The sequence below is a fragment of the Acidovorax sp. FJL06 genome (assembly GCF_003852545.1).
In the GTDB taxonomy this organism is placed as follows: domain Bacteria; phylum Pseudomonadota; class Gammaproteobacteria; order Burkholderiales; family Burkholderiaceae_C; genus Acidovorax.
The window spans coordinates 143,538-166,071 of sequence record NZ_QAJR01000030.1; the positions used below are offsets into that span (position 1 = coordinate 143,538).

Annotated in this window: 21 protein-coding genes; 10 read left to right on the forward strand and 11 right to left on the reverse strand. The window is 66.1% G+C overall.

The features are described 5' to 3' along the window. Window positions 1-62 precede the first annotated feature (62 nt). Both DBV10_RS17660 and DBV10_RS17665 read left to right on the forward strand, forming a co-directional pair. Complete coding sequence (locus tag DBV10_RS17660) at window positions 63-1,118, forward strand: methionine ABC transporter ATP-binding protein (RefSeq protein ID WP_124514928.1); 1,056 nt, start codon at window positions 63-65, stop codon at window positions 1,116-1,118. A gap of 11 nt (window positions 1,119-1,129) precedes the next feature. After that, complete coding sequence (locus DBV10_RS17665; protein ID WP_124514895.1) at window positions 1,130-1,795, forward strand: methionine ABC transporter permease; 666 nt, start codon at window positions 1,130-1,132, stop codon at window positions 1,793-1,795. Between the two features lie 327 nt (window positions 1,796-2,122). On the opposite strand, the gene DBV10_RS17670 is transcribed toward DBV10_RS17665, so the two are convergent. From DBV10_RS17670 to DBV10_RS17685, 4 genes are all read right to left on the reverse strand, one after another. Beyond that, the gene (locus DBV10_RS17670) at window positions 2,123-2,632 is read right to left on the reverse strand and encodes a hypothetical protein (RefSeq protein ID WP_124514896.1); all 510 of its coding nucleotides are present in this window, start codon (window positions 2,630-2,632) and stop codon (window positions 2,123-2,125) included. A gap of 146 nt (window positions 2,633-2,778) precedes the next feature. Continuing rightward, window positions 2,779-3,552, reverse strand: a complete 774-nt coding sequence (locus DBV10_RS17675; protein WP_124514897.1) for an N-acetyltransferase — start codon at window positions 3,550-3,552, stop codon at window positions 2,779-2,781. Between the two features lie 38 nt (window positions 3,553-3,590). Next, window positions 3,591-4,550, reverse strand: a complete 960-nt coding sequence (locus DBV10_RS17680) for a tripartite tricarboxylate transporter substrate binding protein (RefSeq protein ID WP_124514929.1) — start codon at window positions 4,548-4,550, stop codon at window positions 3,591-3,593. A gap of 181 nt (window positions 4,551-4,731) precedes the next feature. Further along, complete coding sequence (locus tag DBV10_RS17685) at window positions 4,732-5,823, reverse strand: tartrate dehydrogenase (RefSeq protein WP_124514898.1); 1,092 nt, start codon at window positions 5,821-5,823, stop codon at window positions 4,732-4,734. Window positions 5,824-6,131: 308 nt separating this feature from the next. Between DBV10_RS17685 and DBV10_RS17690 the strand changes: the two genes are divergently transcribed. Further along, window positions 6,132-6,740 carry a DUF1566 domain-containing protein gene (locus DBV10_RS17690; RefSeq protein WP_233589967.1) on the forward strand — a complete coding sequence of 203 codons (609 nt, stop codon included), beginning with the start codon at window positions 6,132-6,134 and terminating at the stop codon, window positions 6,738-6,740. A gap of 191 nt (window positions 6,741-6,931) precedes the next feature. Further along, complete coding sequence (locus tag DBV10_RS17695; RefSeq protein ID WP_124514899.1) at window positions 6,932-8,071, forward strand: zinc-binding dehydrogenase; 1,140 nt, start codon at window positions 6,932-6,934, stop codon at window positions 8,069-8,071. A gap of 61 nt (window positions 8,072-8,132) precedes the next feature. Here the strand turns inward: DBV10_RS17695 and ttdB are convergent, their stop codons facing one another. The 3 genes from ttdB to DBV10_RS17710 are packed head-to-tail and all read right to left on the reverse strand — an operon-like array spanning window position 8,133 to window position 10,665. Then, a complete protein-coding gene (gene ttdB, locus DBV10_RS17700) occupies window positions 8,133-8,741 on the reverse strand; it encodes a L(+)-tartrate dehydratase subunit beta (RefSeq protein WP_124514900.1) in 609 nt (202 codons plus the stop codon). Continuing rightward, the gene (gene ttdA / locus DBV10_RS17705; protein WP_124514901.1) at window positions 8,738-9,637 is read right to left on the reverse strand and encodes a L(+)-tartrate dehydratase subunit alpha; all 900 of its coding nucleotides are present in this window, start codon (window positions 9,635-9,637) and stop codon (window positions 8,738-8,740) included. Before ttdA ends, ttdB begins: the two co-directional genes overlap by 4 nt. A gap of 47 nt (window positions 9,638-9,684) precedes the next feature. Next, window positions 9,685-10,665, reverse strand: coding sequence for a tripartite tricarboxylate transporter substrate binding protein (locus tag DBV10_RS17710; RefSeq protein WP_124514902.1), 981 nt, complete (start codon window positions 10,663-10,665; stop codon window positions 9,685-9,687). Between the two features lie 127 nt (window positions 10,666-10,792). Here DBV10_RS17710 and DBV10_RS17715 point away from each other — a divergent pair, with 127 nt between their 5' ends. Next, window positions 10,793-11,725 carry a LysR family transcriptional regulator gene (locus DBV10_RS17715; protein WP_124514903.1) on the forward strand — a complete coding sequence of 311 codons (933 nt, stop codon included), beginning with the start codon at window positions 10,793-10,795 and terminating at the stop codon, window positions 11,723-11,725. Window positions 11,726-12,044: 319 nt separating this feature from the next. Here the strand turns inward: DBV10_RS17715 and DBV10_RS17720 are convergent, their stop codons facing one another. The 3 genes from DBV10_RS17720 to DBV10_RS17730 all read right to left on the reverse strand — a co-directional run bounded on the left by DBV10_RS17720 (window position 12,045) and on the right by DBV10_RS17730 (window position 14,472). Continuing rightward, window positions 12,045-12,833 carry a nucleotidyltransferase domain-containing protein gene (locus DBV10_RS17720; protein ID WP_124514904.1) on the reverse strand — a complete coding sequence of 263 codons (789 nt, stop codon included), beginning with the start codon at window positions 12,831-12,833 and terminating at the stop codon, window positions 12,045-12,047. Between the two features lie 389 nt (window positions 12,834-13,222). Further along, a complete protein-coding gene (locus DBV10_RS17725) occupies window positions 13,223-13,777 on the reverse strand; it encodes a GNAT family N-acetyltransferase (RefSeq protein ID WP_124514905.1) in 555 nt (184 codons plus the stop codon). Beyond that, window positions 13,774-14,472 carry a helix-turn-helix domain-containing protein gene (locus tag DBV10_RS17730; RefSeq protein WP_124514906.1) on the reverse strand — a complete coding sequence of 233 codons (699 nt, stop codon included), beginning with the start codon at window positions 14,470-14,472 and terminating at the stop codon, window positions 13,774-13,776. Before DBV10_RS17730 ends, DBV10_RS17725 begins: the two co-directional genes overlap by 4 nt. A gap of 310 nt (window positions 14,473-14,782) precedes the next feature. On the opposite strand from DBV10_RS17730, the gene DBV10_RS17735 reads away from it, so the two are divergent. From DBV10_RS17735 to DBV10_RS17745, 3 genes are all read left to right on the forward strand, one after another. Continuing rightward, entirely contained in the window at window positions 14,783-15,871 is a 1,089-nt protein-coding gene (locus DBV10_RS17735) for a DUF6817 domain-containing protein (RefSeq protein ID WP_124514907.1), read from the forward strand. Window positions 15,872-15,990: 119 nt separating this feature from the next. Next, on the forward strand, window positions 15,991-16,791 hold the full coding sequence (locus DBV10_RS17740; RefSeq protein WP_370451195.1) for a MetQ/NlpA family ABC transporter substrate-binding protein: 801 nt from the start codon (window positions 15,991-15,993) through the stop codon (window positions 16,789-16,791). A 260-nt stretch (window positions 16,792-17,051) separates the two neighbouring features. Then, window positions 17,052-19,379: a bifunctional diguanylate cyclase/phosphodiesterase gene (locus DBV10_RS17745; RefSeq protein ID WP_124514909.1), complete on the forward strand. Its 2,328-nt coding sequence runs from the start codon at window positions 17,052-17,054 to the stop codon at window positions 19,377-19,379. Window positions 19,380-19,488: 109 nt separating this feature from the next. On the opposite strand, the gene DBV10_RS17750 is transcribed toward DBV10_RS17745, so the two are convergent. Next, window positions 19,489-20,133, reverse strand: a complete 645-nt coding sequence (locus tag DBV10_RS17750; RefSeq protein ID WP_124514910.1) for an FMN-dependent NADH-azoreductase — start codon at window positions 20,131-20,133, stop codon at window positions 19,489-19,491. 131 nt (window positions 20,134-20,264) lie between these two features. Between DBV10_RS17750 and DBV10_RS17755 the strand changes: the two genes are divergently transcribed. Beyond that, complete coding sequence (locus DBV10_RS17755; RefSeq protein WP_124514931.1) at window positions 20,265-21,212, forward strand: LysR family transcriptional regulator; 948 nt, start codon at window positions 20,265-20,267, stop codon at window positions 21,210-21,212. A 218-nt stretch (window positions 21,213-21,430) separates the two neighbouring features. After that, window positions 21,431-22,300 (forward strand): HDOD domain-containing protein, encoded by an 870-nt coding sequence (locus tag DBV10_RS17760; RefSeq protein WP_124514911.1) that lies wholly within the window; start codon window positions 21,431-21,433, stop codon window positions 22,298-22,300. The last annotated feature ends 234 nt before the right edge of the window (window positions 22,301-22,534 follow it).

A 22,534-nucleotide genomic window follows, 5' to 3' on the forward strand; every position in this document is an offset into this window, starting at 1 on the left:
AATTTTTCCTCACGGGCGCCGCTGCGGACCGAGACCCGGTCTGCGCGGCGCCCTGGCATTTCATGATCGACTTACGGGGTATCACCCAAACCTACCGGGGCCCACAAGGCCCGGTCGAGGCCTTGAAGGGCATCGACCTGCACATCACGCCGGGCGAAGTGTTCGGCATCATCGGCAAGAGCGGCGCGGGCAAAAGCTCGCTGGTGCGCGTCATCAACCTGCTCAACCGGCCCACCACGGGCCAGGTCATCGTGGATGGCCGCGACCTCACGCAACTGGGCGATGCGCAGCTGCGCGAAGCCCGCCGCGACATCGGCATGGTGTTCCAGCATTTCAACCTGCTGTCCTCGCGCACGGTGTTTGACAACGCCGCGCTGCCGCTGGAGCTGGCGGGCATGAACAAAGCCGCCATCCGCGAGCGCGTGAACCCGCTGCTCGAACTGGTGGGCCTGGCCCACCTGGCCGACCGCTACCCCGCGCAGATCAGCGGCGGGCAAAAGCAGCGCGTGGGCATTGCGCGCGCACTGGCCAGCCGGCCCAAGGTGCTGCTCTCCGACGAAGCCACCTCGGCGCTGGACCCGGAGACCACGCGCTCCATCCTCGACCTGCTGCGCCAGGTCAACCGCGAGCTGGGCCTCACGGTGGTGCTCATCACGCACCAGATGCAGGTCATCAAGCAGGTGGCCGACCGCGTGGCCGTGATCGAGGCGGGCCGCATTGTGGAGCAGGGCCGGGTGCTGGAGGTGTTCACCCGCCCGCAGCAGGCCATCACCAAGAGCCTGATCGACGAGATCCTGCCGCAGGAGCTGCCCGTGAGCGTGCTCGACCATGTGCGCAAGCTCACCCGCCAGCTGGCCACCACGGCGCCCGGCCACGCGGGCCGGCTGCTGCGGCTGTCGTACTCGGGCGACAGCGCCTACCAGCCCATCCTGTCGCAGCTGATCCGCGAGTTTGGCGTGGACATGAGCATCCTGCACGGCCAGGTGGACGAAATCCAGGACGAGACCTTCGGCTCGCTGGCCGTGTATGCCAGCGGCGAGCCCATGCACCTGCGCGGCGCGGTGGAGCACCTGCGCGCAGGCGGCGTGGCGGTGGAAGAAGTCACGATTGAAATTTGAGGGCCCAGACCATGTTCGACCATTTCACACCGGCCATGCTGGACCTCTTTGCCTCCTCGCTGTGGGAGACGCTCATCATGGTGGGCATTTCCGGCCTGGTGGGCGGCCTGATCGGCGTGCCGCTGGGCGTCTTCCTGCGCCTCACGGACCACGGCGGCGTGCTGCAGAACGGCCCCGTCAACAAGCTCGTGGGCTGGCTGGTGAACGCCGTGCGCTCCACGCCCTTCATCATCCTGCTGGTGGCCATCATCCCGTTCACGCGTTTCATCACGGGCTCGTCCATCGGCACGGCGGCCGCCGTGGTGCCGCTGACCATCGCCGCCGCGCCTTTCGTGGCCCGCCTGGTTGAAGCCGCTTTGCGCGAGGTGGACCAAGGCCTGGTGGAAGCCGCCCAGGCCATGGGCGCCACCACCAGCCAGATCGTGTGGAAGGTGCTGCTGCCCGAGGCGCTGCCCGGCATCGTGGCGGGCCTGACCATCACCTTCGTGAGCCTCACGGGCTACTCGGCCATGGCCGGCGCGATTGGCGGCGGCGGCCTGGGCGACCTGGGCATCCGCTACGGCTACCAGCGCTTTTTGCCCGAGATCATGCTGGCCGTGGTGCTGGTGCTGATCTTCTTCGTGCAGGCGGTGCAGAGCCTGGGCGACTGGGCGGTGCGCAGGCTCAGCCACCGTTGATGCCCCAGCCGCCGCAGTGTGTGGCTGCTATGGATTAGATAGCTGCTAGCGCTTGATGGATGGGCGCTAGCAGCTTTTTTCTTTGTGGGCTCTGGCGCAGGGGGGCGCGGCACATGGCGCGGGACGGCGGTCCGCAAAGAAAACGGTCTCTTGCGCGGCAGCACAAGAGACCGTTCTGGCCGGTGAGGCCGGTGGCCGGGTGAAGGCTGTTAGTTATCTGGCCAGCGCCTTGCGGAAGTCCGGGTCGGCGATCAGGCGTGCCACCAGCTTACACAGCTACTCCAAGGGGGACGCGACGGTATGAAAACCGTCCGTTTTCCCGCGACCTTACTTGAGCGCAATACCTCGAGCCTTAAAGATCGCCTCGATCCGCTGAGACACATCAGATTCAGTTTGACCCCGACTCGCACAAACGTAGGTCTCTTGGGTGGTTACAGCGCCGTATAAATTCCGCCCCATAAACGTTGTTGCACAGCCGTGCGAGATTTTCAGCGCCCCTTCATCATTCGGCTGCGTTTTGAATGTGGCTACCAGAACAGACTGCGCTGAGCCTTGTACAACGCCGCTGTTCCACGTACCACAGTCACAGTGCTCAGGAATAGGAAGCTGTTTGGGCTTGGTTTTAAGTTCCCCTAGCTCTGGAGTTGTGGAGGCGGTCTCGTAGCCTGCGGATTCAAGAGCGACCTTTGTTGCGTCTAGAACTGCTACTGTGTCCTTGCTTTTAACCTGCCAAAGCTTGTCTTGCGACACGTGCTTGGCTGCGACCGGCTTGTCTACGGGTGAGAAAGCGCAGCCAGTCACAAGAACAGTCATACACAGAGAAAGAACCCTTTTCATCATCTACTTCCCTCCAGGTTGAAAAAACACACTCGGCAACTCACGGCGTCTTGGTACTACATGCACATCGCCGTCATCTGCATCGCATTCTCTACGAGGCCCTGACGCCAATCTAAACCGCTATTGCCGCGCGGCCTCTCAACGCCTCAGCCCGGCACCCGGTAGTGGTAGCCATAGGCCGTCTTGAACCCCATCGACTCATACAGCCCCAGCGCAGGTGCGTTGTGCGCGCGCACCTGCAGGTAGGCGCTGGTTGCCCCGGCCTCGGCCGCCCAGTGCAGCAGGGCCTGCACCAGCGCGCGCCCGCGCCCGCCGCCCCGGTGCTCGGGCGCAACGGCCAGGTCGTACAGGCCCACGGCGCCGCGCTCCAGCACCGCCAGCCCAAAGCCCACGGGCTGGCCCTGGACGTTGTGCTGCAGCGCAAACGCGGCAGGGTGGGCAATGTGGTCCAGCATGCTGTTGTGCAATGCGCGGTGGTGCAGGGGCACGTTGTTGGCGGCGGCAAAACCCTCCAGCCAGGCGCCGGTGGGGCTGGTGCCGATGAGGGTGCTGCCATCGGGCTTGCCTGCGGCCCCCAAGGCCAGCGGCCGGTGCAGGACAAGCGATGGCTCGAAATGCTGGTAGCCCGCCTCGGCCAGTTCCTGGTCGGCCTCGGCCGGGGCCAGGGGCGAGATGCGGAACACTGCGGGCAGCCCATGCCGCGCATACAGCGCTGCCGCTGCCTCGCGCACGCCGTCAAACGGCGCGCCGGGCTGCAGCGCGTTGACCGAGTTGGCGCGCTTGGTGTAGCCCCCCGACAGCCGGAACACCCAGCCCCGGTGGAACACCGTCTGGCGTGCAGGCCAGGCGTTGAAGGCGCGCTCTTCCAGGGCGCGGATGAGGGCAATGGGAACGGTGGGCTCGATGGTGGTGGGCGTCATGGCAGGCGTTATACCAACCCGCCACCACAGGCGCACGCTCAATCGGTCGTGATCTTGTGGTCTGCCACCAGCTTGGCAAAGCGTGCCGTGTCTGCCGCGATCTGCTCGGCCATCTGCGCCGGGGTGTTGCCGATGGGCTCAGCGCCGATGTCCTGCATGCGCTTGTGAAAGTCGGGCGACTGGATTACCTTGACCATCTCGGCGTTCAGCCGGGCCACCACATCGGCGGGCGTGCGTGCCGGGGCCAGCACGCCAAACCAGGTGCCGATGTCAAAGCCCGCAAAGCCGCTCTCTTGCAGCGTGGGCACGTCGGGCAGCGATGAGGACCGCCTGGCCGTGGTCACCGCCAGCGCACGCAGCTTGCCGGCCTTGATGTGGGGCAGCACTGGCGTGACCGTGTCGAACGACATCGACACCTGGCCGCCCAGCAGGTCGGTGGTGAGCGGGCCGCTGCCCTTGTAGGGCACATGCAGCAGCGGCTGGCCCACGGTGGCCGCAAACTGCGTGCCGATCAGGTGCTGCGCCGTGCCCGCGCCGTTGGAGCCGTAGGAAAACTTGTGGGGCGCGGCCTTGATGAGCGCCACCAGCTCCTTTACATCCTTGGCCGGTGTGGCCGCGCTGACGGCGAGCACGTTGGGCACCAGGGCCACGGTGGTGATGGGCGAAAAGCTCTTTTGAAAGTCGTAGCCGAGCTTTTTGTACACGCTGGTGGCAATGGTGTGGTGCACCGCGCCCATCAGCAGCGTGTGGCCGTCGGGTGCGGCCTTGGCCACGTAGTCGGCGCCGATGGTGGCGCCCGCGCCGCCCCGGTTTTCCACGATGACCGGCTGGCCCAGGGCCGCGCCCAACTTTTCGCCCAGCGCGCGCGCCAGCACATCGGTGGTGCCGCCCGCCGCAAAGGGCACGACGATGGTGACGGGCTTGGTGGGCCAGGCCTGCGCGTGGGCCCGTGCGCCGGGCAGCAGGCAGGTGGCGGCTGCGGCAAGCGCCACGGTCATCAGGTGGCGGCGCAAAGGGTGGGCAATGCCGGGGTGGCGGGCGGTGGGGCAGCGCATGGTGTGTCTCCGAAAGGGGGTAGGGCGGCGGATGCGTGGCCTGTGCGGCCTTGTTGTGGTGTCCACCGGCGGGGCGCCCAGGTCCGTCTTTGCGGGCCGTGGGCGTGCTGCGCGGTCAGGCGGGTCAGGCGGCCTTGCGCGCGGGCGGTGCGCTGCTGATCAGCGCACACACGGCGTCCGTCACCTGCGCCGTGGTGGCCGTGCCGCCCAGGTCGCGGGTGTGCAGCGCGGGGTTGGCCGTGACCTGTTCGATGGCCTGCATCACCTGCTGCGCGGCCTCGGCTTCGCCCAGGTGCTCCAGCAGCATCACCACCGACCAGAAGGTGCCGATGGGGTTGGCCAGGCCTTTGCCCATGATGTCGAAGGCCGAGCCGTGGATGGGCTCGAACATGCTGGGGTAGCGGCGCTCGGGGTCGATGTTGCCGGTGGGCGCAATGCCCAGGCTGCCGGCCAGCGCGGCGGCCAGGTCGCTGAGGATGTCGGCGTGCAGGTTGGTGGCCACGATGGTGTCGAGCGTGGCGGGGCGGTTGACCATGCGGGCCGTGGCGGCGTCCACCAGCTCCTTGTCCCACTTCACGTCCGGGAACTCGGCCGACACCTGCGCGGCGATCTCGTCCCACATCACCATCGCATGGCGCTGGGCATTGCTCTTGGTGATGACGGTGAGCAGCTTGCGCGGGCGCGATTGCGCCAGGCGGAAGGCAAAGCGCAGGATGCGCTCCACCCCCACGCGGGTCATGATGGAGACATCGGTGGCCGCCTCGATGGGGTGGCCCTGGTGCACGCGGCCACCGACGCCGGAGTATTCGCCCTCGGAGTTTTCGCGCACGATGACCCAGTCCAGGTCCTGGGGCGCGCAGCGCTTCAGGGGCGCGTCGATGCCCGGCAGGATGCGCGTGGGCCGCACGTTGGCGTACTGGTCGAAGCCCTGGCAGATCTTCAGGCGCAGGCCCCACAGCGTGATGTGGTCTGGGATGTCGGGGTCGCCGGCCGAGCCGAACAGGATGGCGTCCTTGCCGCGCAGGGCATCCAGGCCATCGGCCGGCATCATCACGCCGTGGGCGCGGTACCAGTCGCCGCCCCAGCCAAAGTTCTCGAACGCGAACTGCAGCCCGGGGCGCTGGGCGGACAGGGCTTCCAGCACGCGCTGGCCGGCGGGGATCACTTCCTTGCCGATGCCGTCTCCGGGGATGGTAGCGATGTGGTAGGTGGTCATGCGAAGGTCGTCTTGGTTAAGAATGGGGAGCCCCTGCCAGAGGGATAGGCGGGGCCGTGGGCCAAAGTTACGTCCTGCAGGGTGCTTTGGCGCGGCGTGCAGGTGAATCCGTTATTAACCTGAAGTTAACAGTGAAGGCGGGTGATCCGCCCACATGCCGGGATGGACCCCTTGCCAGGCAGGACGGGCGCGCGCTGCTTCCCATGGCGATTTTTTGATCTGGGCCGGGGCGCCGGGGGCCACCTGCGGTTAGGGTGTGGTGGTCCCCTCCGTCTGCCGCATGCGCTTGTCGCATGCCGCTTCTGCCCATGACACTGAAACCCACCACGTGCTTTTCTTTCCTGCTGTGCCTGTTCGCGGCGCTGGCCGGGGCGGGCGGCGCCGCGCGGGCGGCCGAGCCATCGGCCTTTGCCGACTGGTCGCTGTCGGCCAATGGCGCCTATGTGCTCGACCTGCGCGCCGGCCTGGCTTGGCCGCGCTGTGTGGAGGGCATGCAATGGAGCGGCACAACCTGCACCGGCAAGCCCCTGCTGCTGGACCGCGCTGAGGCCACGGCCCTGGCCACCGACCGCTGGAAGGCCGAAGGCGTCGGCTGGCGCATCCCCCGTGCGGCCGAGCTGCAGCGGCTGCTGGACAAGTCCCTTTCGCCCCCCGGCCTCAATCCCCTGCTGTTCCCGGCCGCGCCGGGCCAGTGGCACTGGTCGGCCACCGCCAACGTGAGCGCGCCCAGCGTCAACCCCTACACCTACGGCAACATCGCGCACAGCCGCGCTGGTGACGGGGCCCGGCAGGCCGCCATCATCAACGGCTGGGCCGTGAACCTCTCCACTGGCGAGGCGCGGGGGGATGCAGCGCGGGCCAGCAAGCTGCCCGTGCGGCTGGTGCGGCCCATGCCGGTGGGTGGGGCCGCAAAGTAATCGGACCTCGGTCATGGGCCACGGTTCGGCCCCCGCAGTGTTTGTGGGCGGCACTGAGCAAAGCAACGTCGATTGATCAACAATGGACCTGCCAACGGCAAGGCCCTGCCATCTGGATGCGGTGGTTCCCGCCACATCCACCGCCGAACGCGGAACCTCCCTCCCCCCGCCACCCCCACCGAAAACCCCGCATGAACCCCACCATCCCCACCACCGAGCTCCAGTTGCGCTCGCTTGTGCAGGCCGACGGCACTTTGCAAATCAGCCTGGAACCGGTGCCTGTGCCCACCCCAGGGCCCGACGAGGTATTGATCCAGGTGCAGGCCACGCCCATCAACCCATCGGACATCGGGCTGCTGCTCGGGCCCGCTGATCTGTCCACCGTGCAAGTCGCAGGCAGCCCGGACCGGCCGGTCGCCACCGCCCGCATCCCCGAACGCGCCATGCCCGGCATGGCGGCGCGCATCGGGCAGAGCATGCCCGTGGGCAACGAGGGCGCGGGGCTGGTGGTGGCTGCTGGTGCGTCAGCCGCAGCGCAGGCGCTGCTGGGCCGCACGGTGGCGGTGATTGGCGGCGCCATGTATGCGCAGTACCGCGCCATGCCCGCCGCGCAGTGCCTGGTGCTGCCGACCGGCACCACCGCGGCAGAAGGTGCGTCGTGCTTTGTCAACCCGCTGACGGCACTGGGCATGGTCGAAACCATGAAGCGCGAGGGCCACACCGCGCTGGTGCACACCGCTGCGGCCAGCAACCTGGGGCAGATGCTCAACAAGGTCTGCCAGAAAGACGGCATCGGCCTGGTCAACATCGTGCGCAAGCCCGAGCAGGCCGCACTGCTGCGCGGCATCGGTGCCCAGTATGTGTGCGACAGCAGCGCGCCCACCTTCATGGCCGAGCTGACCGATGCGCTGGCCGCCACCGGCGCCACCATCGCGTTTGACGCCACGGGCGGCGGCACGCTGGCCGGGCAGATCCTGCAGTGCATGGAAGCCGCCATCAACCGCAACGCCAAGGAATACAGCCGCTATGGCTCGGCCGTGCACAAGCAGGTCTATCTGTACGGCCACCTGGACACCCGCCCCACCGAAATTCAGCGCACTTTTGGCATGGCCTGGGGCGTGGGGGGCTGGCTGCTGTTCCCGTTTCTGGTCAAGATCGGCGACGCTGCCACCCAGGCGCTGCGCGAGCGGGTGGCCGCCGAACTCAAGACCACGTTTGCCAGCCACTATGCGCGCACGGTGTCGTTGGCGGGGGCCCTGAGCGCGGAATCCATCGCGTTTTACGGACCGCGCAACACGGGGGGCAAGGTGTTGATGGATCCGTCGATGTGATCCAGCGACCTGCCTGAGCGCAACCGGGTGCCGCGCGCGCCGCGCGGCTTGAGCGATGGAGCTACTTGATGAACCGCACCTGTGCGTTGATGCGCTCCAGGATCGGTTTCTTCTTCGCATTGAAGACCGCCTTGTTCTCCTCGATCAGGTTCTTGCCCTTGGTGTCGATCGAGATGATGAGCGGGCCGAACTCCTTCACACGGTTGACCCACAGGGTCTCGGGCATGCCCAGGTCCTTCCACTCGGCGGCCTCGATCTTCTCGACCTTGGTGGCGGCCAGCACGGCGCAGCCACCAGGGAAGATGGCGTGCACGGCCTTGTTTTCCACGCAGCCCTCTTGCGTCTCGGCGCCCATGCCGCCCTTGCCGACGATGAGCTTCACACCGGTCTGCCGGATGAACTCCTTCTCGAACTTTTCCATGCGCATGCTGGTGGTGGGGCCGATGGAGACCATCTCGTATTCGCCATCTTCCTTTTGCCGCACGATGGGCCCGGCGTGGAAGATCGCGCCGCCTTTCAGGTCCACCGGCAGCTCGCGGCCCAGCTCGATCAGGCGGCGGTGCGCCACGTCGCGGCAGGTGACGAGGGTGCCGCTCAGGTAGACCACGTCGCCGATGTTCAGCGCTTCCAGGTCTTCGTCTTGGATGGGGGTGGTGAGAATTTTTTTCACAGCGCGAATCCTTGGTGCGAGATGACTTCGTAAGACAGGTCGGCGTTGATGCGGACCTTGCCGCGGCGGTGCGCCCAGCAGCCGGTGGATACCGCCACGCCGATGGTGGAAGGGTGGCGGGCCGATGACTCGATGTTCACGCCCATCACGCTGGCATTGCCCGTGAGGCCCTGCGGCCCCAGGCCCAGCTCGTTCAGGCCCTCGGTCATCAGCTCTTCCATCAGCGCCGCGCTGTCATTGCTGTGGCGCGATGTGACGGGGCGCAGGATGGCCTTTTTCGACAGGCGTGCCGCCGTCTCGGCCGAGGTCGAGACCCCCACGCCCACCAGCAGCGGCGGGCAGGCGTTCACACCGCGCGAGGTGATCACGTCAAACACGAACTCGGCCACGCCTTCATAGCCCTGGCCTGGCATCAGCACCTTGGCCGCGCCCGGCAGCGTGCAGCCGCCGCCCGCCATGTAGACATCGATGGTCACGCTGTCGTCGCCGGGCACGATCTCCCAGTCCAGCCACGGGATCTTGGTGCCGGTGTTGGTGCCGGTGTTCTTCTCGACAAAGGTCTCCACCGCGTTGTGGCGCAGCGGGCCGTCTTTGGTGGCGCCTGCGGTGGCACCCAGCAGGATGCCCTCCAGCTCGCCCAGCAGCGGAAAGTTGGCACCGGCGGTGAGGAAATACTGGATCACGCCGGTGTCCTGGCAACTGGGGCGATCCAGCTCGTCGGCCGCCTCCTGGTTCTGGCGCATCGATTCGTACACCTCCTTGGCGAGGAAGTTGACCTCCTTCTCGCGCAGCTCGCCGAGTTTTTCGGTCACGTCGGTGGGCAGGCGTTTGCCGATGTACGACGTGAACTTCGACATGAGGTGGGTCAGGTCTGCGACGGCAGCTTCTTTGTCCATGGGGCTCTCTCTCTTGTGGGCTGTGGGTTGGGGTGGGGTGCGGTCTGTCAGTCGAGCGTGACCTTGCCCACCTTGACCAGGTGCGCAAACTTCTCGGTCTCTTCCTTGATCTGGGCGGCCATCTCTTCGGGCCTGTTGCCGACGGGCTCGGCGCCGATGTCCAGCATCTGCTTCTTGAACTCGGGCGAGTGGACGATCTTGACCACCTCGGCATTCAGTTGCGCCACCACGCCCTTGGGCGTGGCTGCTGGCGCCAGCAGCCCAAACCAGGTGCCGATGGCGATGTGGGGCACCCCCATCTCCTGCAGCGTGGGCACGTTGGGCAGGGTGGACGAGCGCTTGGCCGTGGTCACCGCCAGGGCTTTCAGCTTGCCGTCCTTGATGAACGGGAGCACCGGCGTGATGGTGTCGAACGACATGTCGATCTGCCCGCCCAGTAGGTCGGTGGTCAGCGGGGCGCTGCCCTTGTAGGCCACGTGCAGCACCTTGGCACCGGTTTCCATCTGGAACTGTGTGCCGATCATGTGCTGCGCCGTGCCGTTGCCGTTGGAGCCGTAGGACAGCTTTTCGGGCGCAGCCTTGCCCGCGGCGATCAGATCCTTCACGCTGCCATAGGGTGCCTTGGCGCTCACCACCAGCACGTTGGGCACCAGGGCCACGGTGCTGATGGGGGCGAAGTCTTTTTCAAAGCTGTACTGCAGGTTCTTGTAGACGCTGGGGGCCACCGTGTGGTGCACCGCCCCCATCAGCAGGGTGTGCCCGTCGGCCGGGGCCTTGGCTACCAGCAGCGCGCCCAGCGTGGCACCCGCGCCGGGTTTGTTGTCCACGATGACAGGCTTGCCCAGCGCGGTCGCCAGCTTGGTCGAGACAGCGCGCGCCAGCACATCGGTGGTGCCACCGGCCGGGAAGGGCACGACGATGGTGAGGGTCTTGGTGGGCCAGGCGGGTGCCTGGGCCTGCGCCGAAGCCAGCTGCGCAAAGCCGCACAGTGCGGCGGCAAGAAGTCCTTGAGAACGTGGGGGTGCCATCTTTTTTGTCTCCGTGGGTTTGGAATTTCCGCAACCTCATGGTCTCGGATGGCTTGTAATTTAGGCGATTGAAACTTTAAAATCAGGCCTGTTTTTCAATTGGTTATTAACCTGGAGTTAATAAAAAATGGCCCGACTCATCAGCCCCACCGACCTGGAGTTCTTCTTGGCGCTGGCCAACGCCTGCTCGGTGAGCCGAACCGCGCGCGAGCTGGGCATCACGCCGGCCGCCGTCAGCAAACACCTGGCGTTGATGGAGTCGCGCCTGGGCGTGCCGCTGTTCAACCGCACCACCCGCAGCATGAGCCTGACCCCCGAGGGCGACGTGTACCTGGGCCATGCGCGCAAGATCTTGGGCAGCATCGGCGAGATGGAAGACCAGCTGCTGGGCGCCACCGCATCGCCGCAGGGCCTGCTGCGCGTGAACGCCACCCTGGGCTTTGGCCGCAGCCACATTGCGCCACTGATCTCGGACTTTGTGCGCAAGTACCCGCAGGTGGACATCCAGCTGCAGCTGTCGGTCAACCCGCCGCCCAGCGGGGACGACGCCTATGACATCTGCTTTCGGTTCGGCAACCCGCCAGACAGCCGATCCATCGCCCGCCTGATCGCCGCCAACCGCCGCGTGGTGGTGGCATCGCCCGCGTACCTCAAGCGCCATGGCGAACCCAAGACGCCCGCCGACCTGGCCCGCCACAACTGCATCGGCATCCGCCAGGGCGACGAGGCCTATGGCCTGTGGCGGTTTGCCACGACCAAAGGCAAGGGCAAGAACAGCAGCAACAGCAAAACCGAATCCACCGAGAGCGTGAAGATCCGGGGCAACCTCACCACCAACGATGGCGGCATCGCCGTGAACTGGGCGCTCGACGGCCACGGCATCCTGCTGCGCGCCGAGTGGGATGTGCAGAAATACCTGCAGTCGGGCCGGCTGGTGCAGCTACTGGCGCAATACAGCAGCCCGGACGCGGATATTTATGCGGTGTATGCGCAGCAGCACCGGACCTCGCTGCGGGTCAAGACGTTTCTGGATTTTGTGGTGGCGGCTTCGGGGGGGTGAGGGGGCGCTATTTTTGCTGCGATGTCCTGACGTTCGGGCCAGCGTTGAAGCCCGACCTCCAGGACTTGTATCGCTTGCTGGGTTCTACCGTAGGCAAGGTACACCTCAGCCTCTTTGATCGGGTCTGGTTCACCATAACGCCTGATCCACCAGCGCTTGATAAACGGCCCCAAGACGAGGGTCGACAACAGGATTATTCCGACAAGCGCTGGAATCAACCAATTCAAAAATGCAACCATCGTGTTCTGTGACCTAGATATAACGTTTGACATGAGGGGCTCGACCCGGCTTGCCGGGGCGAGTCCTCTCGATGGAAGGGTTAGGCCCATGCATCGCGGAGGCTTCGATGGAAGACCTCATTTAGCTTGGATACCACCTCGCCACGCTGCGGTGCGGGCGGTCGAATGGATTCAAGCCGCTCTAGCTCTGCCTCTATGAACGCATGGATGCTTCTTACAGGAGGTTCAAGCCCCATTTCAGGTGCGGCACGCTTGCGCGCAAGCAAGGCCTCGATATCTGCTACCAATAATTGATCGCCTTCAATCAGGTGGAGAAGCTTCTGGAACTCGATAGGGGCAGCACCTCCATAGCGCTCAAGCCAACGAACCGATAGCAACGGCCGTAAGACATAAAAGTACTTCTTCAGGGGCACCAAGTCACCCTTCAGATAGCCGCGGAAGTTTGTCTTGGCCATGCTTCGATAGTGATGAACTCCACTCTCACACGAGTAGATGCTTGGCATCAGGCTTCGGACCTGAGCGGCGAACGACCCGTGCTCGGCGTAGATGATCGGCGACTGAATCCATTCGATGAATGCTGGGTTGGACTTCCAAAATAGGCGAAGTGCCTTTCGAACATCCCATCCATTCAGATCGATGTCGTCAACGATCGGATATTCGATTACGTCGCGTTGTTCTTCAAGGCCTACTGACAGGTACCAATCTTGTGGATGTGCATAGATGAATCGAGCATCGAAATCACTGTTCGGTGACTCGAAACCCCAAGCGCGGCTCCCCGACTCCACCGCAAGGAGAACTCGAACACCGTGCTGCTCTTCGGCAGCGCGGATTCGACGAAGGATTTCAGTTTCTACGGCAGCGGGAATCATGGGCCTAACGCAATTTAGACCGAAAAACCTTCGGGATAAACTGGATCGTGCGGGATATTCTGGACACTGATTCCTCCTGAGCGTGGCTTGCAGCCTGGGTTTGCAGTCGCTGCGCTGTGTGAACATCCAGGTACAAAAAATCCGAGAAACCCGGCAGGTGTGCAACGAGCGGACTATAGCCCGCGAACCAGGCGAAACCTGGGCACCAGACGGGCAACCCCCAGGCTGGTGGCCTGTCTCAGCACCGTGCCCCACGCAATCCTTCCCATGCGACGGATTCGCGTTCGATCCTTCAAAAAGAACCGTTCGGGCTGCGCTTGTCGAAGCCTCGCGCGGCGCTTCGACACGCTCAGCGTGAACGGCTTTCCATTTTTGAACGCTGATCCGTATCACACCTTCTTGCAAAAAAACGTCGTCCCGCACAACGCTCCATCCGGCATCAGCGCGTAGTCCGGCACCACGCCCACGCGCTGCCAGCCCGCACGTTCATACAGCCGCTCGGCGTCGCCGCCGGTCACGGTGTCGAGTACCAGCACGGTTTTGTGTTCTTCACGCGCGGCATCGTCCACGGCGGCCATGAGTTGCTGGGCGATGCCCTGGCGGCGGGCGCGGCGGTGGACCAGCATCTTGGCCACGTCGGCGCGGTGGGGCTGGTTGTCGGGCATGGCGGTGATGAGCTGCACGGTGCCCACGATGGCGCCGCTGGCATCTTCGGCCACCAGCAGCACGCGTTCGTTGCGCGCCACGCCGTCCGCCACGCCGCGCCAGAAGGCCAGGGCCTTGTCGCGTGGCAGGGGGGTCATGAAGCTGACCGAGGCGCCGCCGTGCACGCAGTCGATCAGCACATCGGCCAGCGCGCCCACGCGGGCAGCGGCGTCTTGGGGGCCCAGGCGGCGGATGGTGGCTGTGGACGATGGCTGGGCCTGTGTGTGGGCGGCGGTCATGGTTTTCTCCGGGCGGTGGGTGGAGTGGTGGTGGGGGCGGTCACGCGCGCAGGGGGCTGGCTGCGTGGGCCGAGTGGGCCGAGCGGTGCGGGCGGGGCGAATGGTGTGAATGCTGCAAAGGGCGCGACCGTGGCCAGCGCCACCAGGTAGCGCGCGGGCGCGGTGCCGGGGTTGTGGAACACGATGGGCTGGTTGAGCTGCATGGCCAGGCAGTCGCCTGCGGCCAGTGGCCAGAGGGTGTCGCCCACGGTCAGCTCCATGCGGCCTTCCAGCAGCCAGACCTGCTGGTGGATGTCGGCGCCCGGCACGGCCGAGTCCAGGGCCACGCGCTGGCCGGGAGGGAAGACCACCTCCACCAGCTGCAGCGGCGAGGGCGCGGGGGGCGAGAGGCGGCGGCGCACGTAGCCCGAGGCGGGGTCTTGCCACCGGGGCTGGTCGGCGGCGCGGATGTGGGGGGAGGGGGCCTGCATGCCCTCTCCGCCTTCGCTGCCGTCGTCAAAAAACGAGGCCAGCGCCACGCCCAGGCCGATTGCCAGCTTGTCGAGCACGGCGGCCGTGGGGCTGCTTTCGCCGCGTTCGATGAGCGAGATGTTGGAGCGGCTCACGCCGCTGCGTTCGGCCAGGGCGTCGAGCGAGTAGCCCCGGGCGCTGCGCAGTTCGCGCAGGCGCTGGGCGATGCGGTGGTGGATGTCCATGGCGGCAGTTTATTGGAACTTGAATCCATAAAACTGGAAATTGCAGGACTCCACCAGAGTGCCGTGGCGCGATGCGGAGCGCCGGTGCGTGCTGGGTTGGCGGTAGTTACTATATTTTTGATAGCTGCTTGGGCAATCCAGTCGAGCGGTAGGGCCCCTTTTTGCTTGCAACCCCCAGGGTGTGCCCGCTGGCGCGGGCTGGGGGCGATGCTGATACTGTGTGTACTTTGCATTTTTCTTCACCTGCCCGCCGATCCATTCAGCCCACCCGATGGGCCTGATCGCACGAGAACACCGGAGACACCCCACCATGACCTTGCCGCTTCACCCCCTGGATGCCGACCTGTTTGCCCGCGCGTTGCCGCTGCTGGACGACGAGTGGCTGGCCCGCGACCCCGAGCTGGCCCCCGTGCTGCCCACCGTGCTGGCGCGCAATGTGGGGCAGGACTGGCACAAGGCGGGCACGTTTCGCCACCACCTGGTGGGCGTGACGCGCACCCTGACCGTGTGGCAGCAGCCGCGCGATGTGCGCCTGCTGGGGCTGCTGCACAGCGTGTATGGCAATGCATTTGTGGACCTGGTGAAGTTCGACCCCGCCAAGGAGCGCGCCCGCGTGCGCGAGATTGCAGGCGAGTCGGCCGAGCACCTGGTGTATCTGTTCTGCACCCAGTCGCGCACGCAGTTTGTGCAGAAGGTGCTGGCCCACGCGCTGGAGGCCGATGGCAGCCTGGTGCTGCAAAAGGATGGGCAGGACCATGTGCTCACGCCGTATGAGGTGGCGGCCTTCATCATCGTGAGCATGGCCGACACCATCGAGCAGTGGTTCAGCTGGCAGGACGACATCTTTTCGCGCTTCCCGGAGGTGCAGCACCGCAATCAAAAGGCGCACTGGGCCGCGTCGCTCTGGCCCGGGCCCATGCGGCCATCGGGGCGCATGGTGCACCAGATCAATGGGCTGGCGAAGGCACTGCAGCACCCGGGCCTGAAGGATGTGCTGCCCATGCCGCCCGTGTTTGCACACTGCACGCAGTACCTGTCTGCGGCCAACGAGGCGGCGGCCACGTCGCTGTATTGGTCGGTCATCCAGCAAGACCAGCCGCTGGTGGACCTGGACGTGGCCACGGGCGTGCTGGAGTCTGCCGTGCGCCACAACCCCTGGGTGGGTGAGCCGCAGATGGTGCTGGCTCAGCTGTATCTTTCGGCCGGTCGCAAGGACGAGGCCAAGGCCGCTGCCGAGAGCGCGCTGCACCTGTTCAGCGCCTGGGGCAATGCGTGGGACAAGCGCGTGCAGTGGGACGCCTGGGTGGCCTGGACGCGCATCCTGCTGCAGGGCGCGACGGTGGAGGGCACCTGGCCGGAGCGGCTGGACAAGCTGAACAATGTCGCGTTGCGCGGCTGAGTGCCCGGGGCTAGATGGTTTGATATGCGATTGGGTTGGAACGAAATGAAAACTTATTCGTTCCTGTTTTATCGGGGAAACCCTAGGATGCGAACCATCTCTTCATGAAAGGTTTTCCTGTGAACAACAAGCGCCTCCTCCTGCAATCCGCCCTGGCCCTGGCCGCTGCTGCCGCTTTCTCCACTGGCGCCCTGGCCCAAGACAAGCCCCTGAAAATCGGCGTGACGGGCGGCCCCCACGCGCAGATCTTCGAGCAGGTGAAGAAAGTGGCCGAGAAAGACGGCCTCAAGATCCAGGTCATCGAGTTCAGCGACTATGTGCAGCCCAACGCCGCGCTGTCGGCGGGCGACCTGGACGCCAACAGCTACCAGCACAAGCCTTACCTGGACGCCCAGATTGCCGACCGGGGCTACAAGTTTGCGGCGGTGGGCTACACCGTCAACTTCCCCATCGGCCTGTATTCCAAGAAGGTCAAGAAGCTGGAAGACCTGAAGGAAGGCGCCAAGTTCGGCATCCCCAACGACCCCACCAACGGCGGCCGCGTGCTGCTGGTGCTGCAGGACAAGGGCCTGATCAAGCTGCGCGACGGCGCGGGCCTCAAGGCCACGCCGCTCGATGTGGTGAGCAACCCCAAGAAGCTCAAGTTCGTGGAGCTGGATGCCGCCCAACTGCCCCGTTCGCTGGACGATCTGGACGCCTCGGCCATCAACACCAACTTTGCGCTGTCGGCCGGCCTGAATCCTGGCAAGGATGCCATTGCGCAAGAAAACGCCAAGAGCCCCTACGTCAACCTGATCGCCGTGCGCGAAGCCGACAAGGACAAGCCCTGGGTGGCCAAGCTGGTGAAGGCCTACCACTCGGAAGAAGTGAAGAAGTTCATCCAGACCGAGTTCAAGGGCTCGGTGCTGCCGGGGTTCTGAGGCTGACTGCCAGCGCACCCTGTGAGGGGGCGCTGCGGTTCCCTGGTGCGGTGCCCTCTCCCCTTGTGGGCGAGGGGGTTGCAATCGAAATTCTGAATGAAATCAGGCCCCAACGCCTGTCCATCAAGCGCTGATAGCTATCGTATTTGTAGCTATCGAGCCACCCCAGCACCCCCGCGTGCTTCTGAGGCAACAGCGCTGCGGCGCTTGCGTCCACAATGGAAGGGTAACGTCCAGTAACACCCCGCCCATCCATCCCCATGCCCTTTGCCGAACGAGCCCTCGCAGCGGTCTGGCTGGGTGCAGCCATGCTGTTGTTCGCCGCGTCGCTGTGGGTGCCGGATGCGGGCATGAAGGTGTTCCTCGACAACGCTTCGTGGACGCTGGCGTTTGGCCTGTCGGCCTTCTGGGCCTGGCGGGGCCGGGCGCAGGTGCCGCCGGCCGGGCGCCTGCTGCACACGGGGTTGTGGGCGGGCACGGTGCTGGTGCTGGCCGGGCAACTGGTGTGGAACCTGCAGGTGGTGCAGGACTGGAACCCGTTCCCGGCGCCGTCCGACCTGTTCTTTGTGAGCGTGGGGCCGCTGTGGGCGGCCACAGTGATCCGCGCCACGTTTGCGCGCCTGTCCAGGGACCGCGTCTACCCCGCTGCGCTGGACTTCGGGGGCGCGGTGCTGGCGCTGGTGGCCTTCACTTTGGTGATCTACCTGCCCTCGGGTGGGGTGGATTCGCTGGCGGTGGGCACGGTGCTGCTGCTGTACCCGGCGGGCTATCTGACGGCGGCTGGCGTGACGGCGCTGGCCATCCCCACGGTGGGGGTGCGCATCACACGCTCGCACCTGCTGGTGTTTCTGGGCATGCTGGGCTATGGCCTGAGCTGGATGCAATGGAACCTGATGCTGCTGGGCGGCACCGTGCAGCCGGGCATCTGGCTCAACGGCGGCTTCAGCCTGGCCGGGCTGGCCCTGGGCTGGGGCGCGCGCTGGCTGCGATTCGAGGTGTCGGCCGAGCCCGGCTACCTGCGCCGGTGCGACCAGGCCATGAACTATGTCCCGCTGGTGTCGATGACGCTGGCGGCCATCACGCTGGTGTTGCTGTTCGCGGCCCCCGATGGGCGGGCCGGGATGCAGGCGCTCATCCTGGGGTGCTGCCTGCTGGTTGTGCTGCTGGCGGCCTTGCGCCAGACCATCGTGGTGGGCCTGCTCCACCGCCTGCGCACCGCCGAGGCCGCCGTGCTGCGCAACGAAGAACAGCTCTACCACCTGGCGCATTTCGACGCCCTCACTGGGCTGCCCAACCGCCGTTATTTTGAGGATGCGCTGGAGCGCGCCGTGGCCGAGGCCGCGCGCTACACCCAGGCGCCCGACAGCCGCGTGGCGCTGCTGCTGATCGACCTGGACCATTTCAAGAGCGTCAACGAAACCTATGGCCACCGCGTGGGCGATGCGCTGCTGAGCGAGGTGGCGCAGCGCATCCACCAGCTGCTTGAAGGGCAGGGGCTGGTGTCGCGCCTGGCCAATGATCAGTTCTCGGTGATGCTGCAGCGCCCGGCATCGCGCACGGTGCTGGCGCAGCGGGCGACGGCGCTGCTTGAAGGGCTGGCGCGGCCCTGGGGGCTGTCGGAGGTGGGGGCGCAGTACATGGGCGCAAGCATCGGCATCAGCCTGTTCCCCGACGATGCGGGCGACAGCCTGGAGCTGGTGCGGCACGCGCATGCGGCGCTGCATGCCACCAAGAGTGCGGGGCGGGGCTCGTACCGCTTCTACATCGAGGAGTTCACACAGACCACGCGCAGCCGGCTGGAGCTGCGCCGCCGCCTGCACAGCGCGCTGCAGCGCGGTGAGTTCACGCTGGTGTACCAGCCGCAGCTCAACCACCTGCGCCAGACGGTGGGCGCCGAGGCGCTGCTGCGCTGGTCGGTGGACGGCAAAGCGGTGCCGCCCGACGCGTTCATCCCGCTGGCCGAAGAGAGCGGGCTCATCGTGCCCATCGGCCTGTGGGTGTTCGAGGCGGCCTGCCGCCAGGTGGCGCAGTGGCGCGCCGAGGGCTGGCAGGTGCCGGTGGTGTCGGTCAATGTCTCCACCATCCAGCTGCGCGAGCCCGGGTTCACCCAAGCCCTGCTGGGCGTGACGCAGCGCACCGGGGTGGAGCCCGCCAGCCTGGTGCTGGAGATCACCGAGTCGCAGCTGCTGGACGAGTCGCTCTACGCCATCGCGCTGGATGTGAAGAACGCGGGTTTTGCGCTGTCCATCGACGACTTTGGCACCGGCCATTCGTCGCTCATCAAGCTCAAGCGCCTGCCCGTGGGCGAGCTGAAGATCGACAAGGTGTTTGTGCGCGACATCGTGGTGGACCCGAACGACCGCGAGATCTGCGCCACCGTGAACGCCCTGGCCCGCACCCTGGGCCTGGAGGTGGTGGCCGAAGGGGTGGAGACCGAGGAGCAGCTGCAGCTTTTGGTCAAGATGGGCTGCCAGCGGTTTCAGGGCTGGCTGTTTGCGCCGGCCCTGGCGCCGGAGGACCTGGCGCGGCAATGGTTGCAACCGGTGGCCGATGGCCCGTTGGCGCAGGTTATCAAAAATGATAGCTGATAGGGCATGATGGACGAGCGCCAGGGCCGGTTTTCGCTCTGGATCATGCGCCCCAAACGCAACACCCAGCACGGGGCCGGGTGTCTGGTGAAGGCCGGGCAGCCGCTGCTTATGCAGCCTGCGACACGCGCGCCTGGTTGGCGGCTTCGCTGGTGCTGGTGGCGATTTCACGCTCGGCCGAGGCCAGGGCGGCGGCCTTGGCGTCCGGGCCCATGCCCACGCCTTCGGCGCGCACAAAACGCACGTCGGTGATGCCGAAGAAGCCGAACACCACTTTCAGGTAGCTCTCCTGGTGCTCCATGGCCTGGCCGCCTTCGCTGGTCGAATACACACCGCCCCGGGTCGAAGCCACGATCACCGTCTTGCCGCCGGCCAGGCCTACGGGGCCCTTGTCGGTGTACTTGAAGGTGCGGCCCGTCTGGGCAACGCGGTCGATCCAGGCCTTGAGCTGGCTGGGCACCGAGAAGTTGTACAGCGGCGCACCGATCACGATCACGTCGGCAGCCAGAAACTGGCTCACCAGCGCTTCGGACAGCGCGTTTTCATTGCGCTCTGCCTCGGTGGCAGCGGCCTGGCCGGTGCGAAAACCCAGCGATTCCACCGACAGGTGCGAGGGGGCCTGCACGGCCAGGTCCAGGTAGTCCACCCGGGTGCCGGGGTGAGCGGCTTGCCAGGCGGCCACGGTGCGGGCGGTCAGCTGGCGGGACACGGATTGTTCGCCGGTGATGGCAGAGTCGATGTGAAGCAGTTGCATGGAAAACTCCTGGGGGGTCTGTGGATGGAGCCACAGCGTGTGGCCATGGGATGAATTGTGGTTGTTCATCCAGTTGTTGATAAGGCCGGGAACTTGCGATAGATTGTTCCATCCATAGGACGATGAAAGCCATGCAAGACCTCAACGACATGCTCTATTTCGCCGAAGTGGTGGAGCGCGGTGGCTTTGCCGCTGCGGGCCGTGCGCTGGGCATTCCCAAGTCCCGCTTGTCGCGGCGTGTGTCCGACCTGGAGACCCACCTGGGCGTGCGCCTGCTGCAGCGCACCACCCGCAAGCTGTCGCTGACCGAGGTGGGCGAGGCCTATCTGCGCCACTGCCAGGCCATGCGCGAATCGGCCCAGGCGGCGGCCGACACGGTGGCCCAGGTGCAGACCGTGCCGCGCGGCACCATCCGCGTGAGCTGCCCCGTCACGCTGGCGCAGACCGTGGTGGCCGAGCTGATCCCCCGGTTCCTGGCCAGTTGCCCCGAGGTGCGCATCGACATGCTGGTGAGCAACCGCGCGGTGAACCTGGTGGAAGAGGGCATCGACGTGGCGCTGCGCGTGCGCCCCTCGGTGGACGACAGCGGCAGCATGGTGGTCAAGCGGCTGGACCACACCACGCAGATCCTGGTGGCCAGCCCCGAGCTGCTGATCCGCCAGGGCACGCCCCAAACGCTGGACGACCTGGCCAAGCTCGACAGCATTGCGATGTCGGCACCCGATGGCCGGTCCACCTGGAACCTGATCGGCCCGGGCGGCGTGCACCAGGTGGTGCAGCACACCCCGCGTTACGTGGCCGACGACCTGCTCACGCTCAAGTACGCCGCCGTGGCCGGCACGGGCGTGTGCTGGATGCCTGACTACATGTGCCAGGACGAAATGCGCGAGCGCAAGCTGGTGCGCGTGCTGCCCGACTGGGCGCCTGCGCCCGCCATCGTGCATGCGGTGTTCCCGTCGCGCCGGGGGCTGTCGCCCGCCGTGCGGCGTTTTCTGGACTACCTGGGCGAGGCGATGCCCGGGCGCAGCAGCCTGAGCACGCGCCAAGTGCTGCAAGGGGTGGATGGCGCCGATATTTGACTCTGCGATCCCGGAGGCGACCGGGGCGCCTTGCACGGGTTTGGCAAGCGGCCGCCACAAAGACCGTGTGCCCCCGTGGGACGGCGCCCGCCGCGCACATTTTTGGCCCCACAATGCAACGAATTGCAACTGTTTGGGCCGCCTTCCTTCCTGCAACACAGCGCACCTGGGCGTCACTGGGTGTGGCGCTGCGCGGAACGGCCCGGAACTGGGCCTTTGTGACCGCTTCTCACTCCATCGACCAAGACATCCGGCAAGCCCGCGCGCACCCCGCCGTGCGCGCCATCGTGATCCCGCCATGCCCCGAGTCGCTGCTGCGCCTGCAGCAGATCATGGCCGAGCCTGAACTGGACGCGGCAGCGCTGGAGCAGTTGGCCGCCTCCGATGTGGCCCTGGCCGCCGCCGTGATGCGGCTGGCCAACAGCCCGCTCTATGGCTTGGCCCAGCCGGTGCAGACGGTGGGCATGGCGCTCACGGTGCTGGGGCTGCGCCCGGCGGTGGAGCTGATGTCGGCCTTCATCACCCGCAATGCGCTGCTGGTGCGCTCGCCGCTGCTCGACCATTTCTGGGAAAGCTCACAGCGCCGCGCTATTGCCTGCGAGCACATCGGCCACCAGCTCTACAGCTTTGACCCCGGCCTGGGCTACAGCTTTGGCCTGTTTTGCCATGTGGGCATGCCCGTGCTGGTGAAGGCCGTGCGTGGCTACGCGGGCACCGTGACCGAGGCCCTGGCCCGCAAGGACCGCACCTTCACCCAGACCGAAAACGCCAGCCACCGCACCGACCATGCCGTGATGGGCGCCATCGTGGCGCGCACCTGGCACCTGCCGGGCGACGTGGCCCAGGCCATCTGGCTGCACCACGACTTTGCGTGCCTGAACGACGAACGCTTCGACCCCACGGTGCGCCACCTGGTGGCCCTGGGCCTGCTGGCCGAGTTCCTGGTCAACCAGCACGACGGCCTGGCGCCCACGCGCGAGTGGCAACTGCATGGCCAGGCCTGCATGGACCATCTGCATGTAACCCAGGACGAGCTGGACCACTGGATCGACGCGCTGCACCCGGCGTTTGAGGCCGTGCGGTTCTGATCCCGGTGCGCGGCTGATCCATTGGAGCCGTTCGGGCTGAGCCCTCGGGCGGGCCCAGGGCAGGTCTGTCAAAGTCTCGCGCGGCGCTTCGGCGCTTCGGCCAGCTCAGGACAGGCACGCTCAGCGTGAACGGATGGGGGGTTTTTGAACGCTCATCGGCATGAGGCCGGTGGGCGCGGATGTGCGCCAGATCCTTCCCGCACCTGCTCCACCCGTTCGGGCTGAGCCTGTCGA

Bases quoted from the DNA above. Each gene is read 5' to 3' on its own strand.
- DBV10_RS17660 (WP_124514928.1), top strand. From the start codon at position 63: ATGATCGACTTACGGGGTATCACCCAAACCTACCGGGGCCCACAAGGC.
- DBV10_RS17665 (WP_124514895.1), top strand. From the start codon at position 1,130: ATGTTCGACCATTTCACACCGGCCATGCTGGACCTCTTTGCCTCCTCG.
- DBV10_RS17670 (WP_124514896.1), bottom strand. From the start codon at position 2,632: ATGAAAAGGGTTCTTTCTCTGTGTATGACTGTTCTTGTGACTGGCTGC.
- DBV10_RS17675 (WP_124514897.1), bottom strand. From the start codon at position 3,552: ATGACGCCCACCACCATCGAGCCCACCGTTCCCATTGCCCTCATCCGC.
- DBV10_RS17680 (WP_124514929.1), bottom strand. From the start codon at position 4,550: ATGACCGTGGCGCTTGCCGCAGCCGCCACCTGCCTGCTGCCCGGCGCA.
- DBV10_RS17685 (WP_124514898.1), bottom strand. From the start codon at position 5,823: ATGACCACCTACCACATCGCTACCATCCCCGGAGACGGCATCGGCAAG.
- DBV10_RS17690 (WP_233589967.1), top strand. From the start codon at position 6,132: ATGACACTGAAACCCACCACGTGCTTTTCTTTCCTGCTGTGCCTGTTC.
- DBV10_RS17695 (WP_124514899.1), top strand. From the start codon at position 6,932: ATGAACCCCACCATCCCCACCACCGAGCTCCAGTTGCGCTCGCTTGTG.
- ttdA (WP_124514901.1), bottom strand. From the start codon at position 9,637: ATGGACAAAGAAGCTGCCGTCGCAGACCTGACCCACCTCATGTCGAAG.
- DBV10_RS17710 (WP_124514902.1), bottom strand. From the start codon at position 10,665: ATGGCACCCCCACGTTCTCAAGGACTTCTTGCCGCCGCACTGTGCGGC.
- DBV10_RS17715 (WP_124514903.1), top strand. From the start codon at position 10,793: ATGGCCCGACTCATCAGCCCCACCGACCTGGAGTTCTTCTTGGCGCTG.
- DBV10_RS17720 (WP_124514904.1), bottom strand. From the start codon at position 12,833: ATGATTCCCGCTGCCGTAGAAACTGAAATCCTTCGTCGAATCCGCGCT.
- DBV10_RS17725 (WP_124514905.1), bottom strand. From the start codon at position 13,777: ATGACCGCCGCCCACACACAGGCCCAGCCATCGTCCACAGCCACCATC.
- DBV10_RS17730 (WP_124514906.1), bottom strand. From the start codon at position 14,472: ATGGACATCCACCACCGCATCGCCCAGCGCCTGCGCGAACTGCGCAGC.
- DBV10_RS17735 (WP_124514907.1), top strand. From the start codon at position 14,783: ATGACCTTGCCGCTTCACCCCCTGGATGCCGACCTGTTTGCCCGCGCG.
- DBV10_RS17745 (WP_124514909.1), top strand. From the start codon at position 17,052: ATGCCCTTTGCCGAACGAGCCCTCGCAGCGGTCTGGCTGGGTGCAGCC.
- DBV10_RS17750 (WP_124514910.1), bottom strand. From the start codon at position 20,133: ATGCAACTGCTTCACATCGACTCTGCCATCACCGGCGAACAATCCGTG.
- DBV10_RS17755 (WP_124514931.1), top strand. From the start codon at position 20,265: ATGCAAGACCTCAACGACATGCTCTATTTCGCCGAAGTGGTGGAGCGC.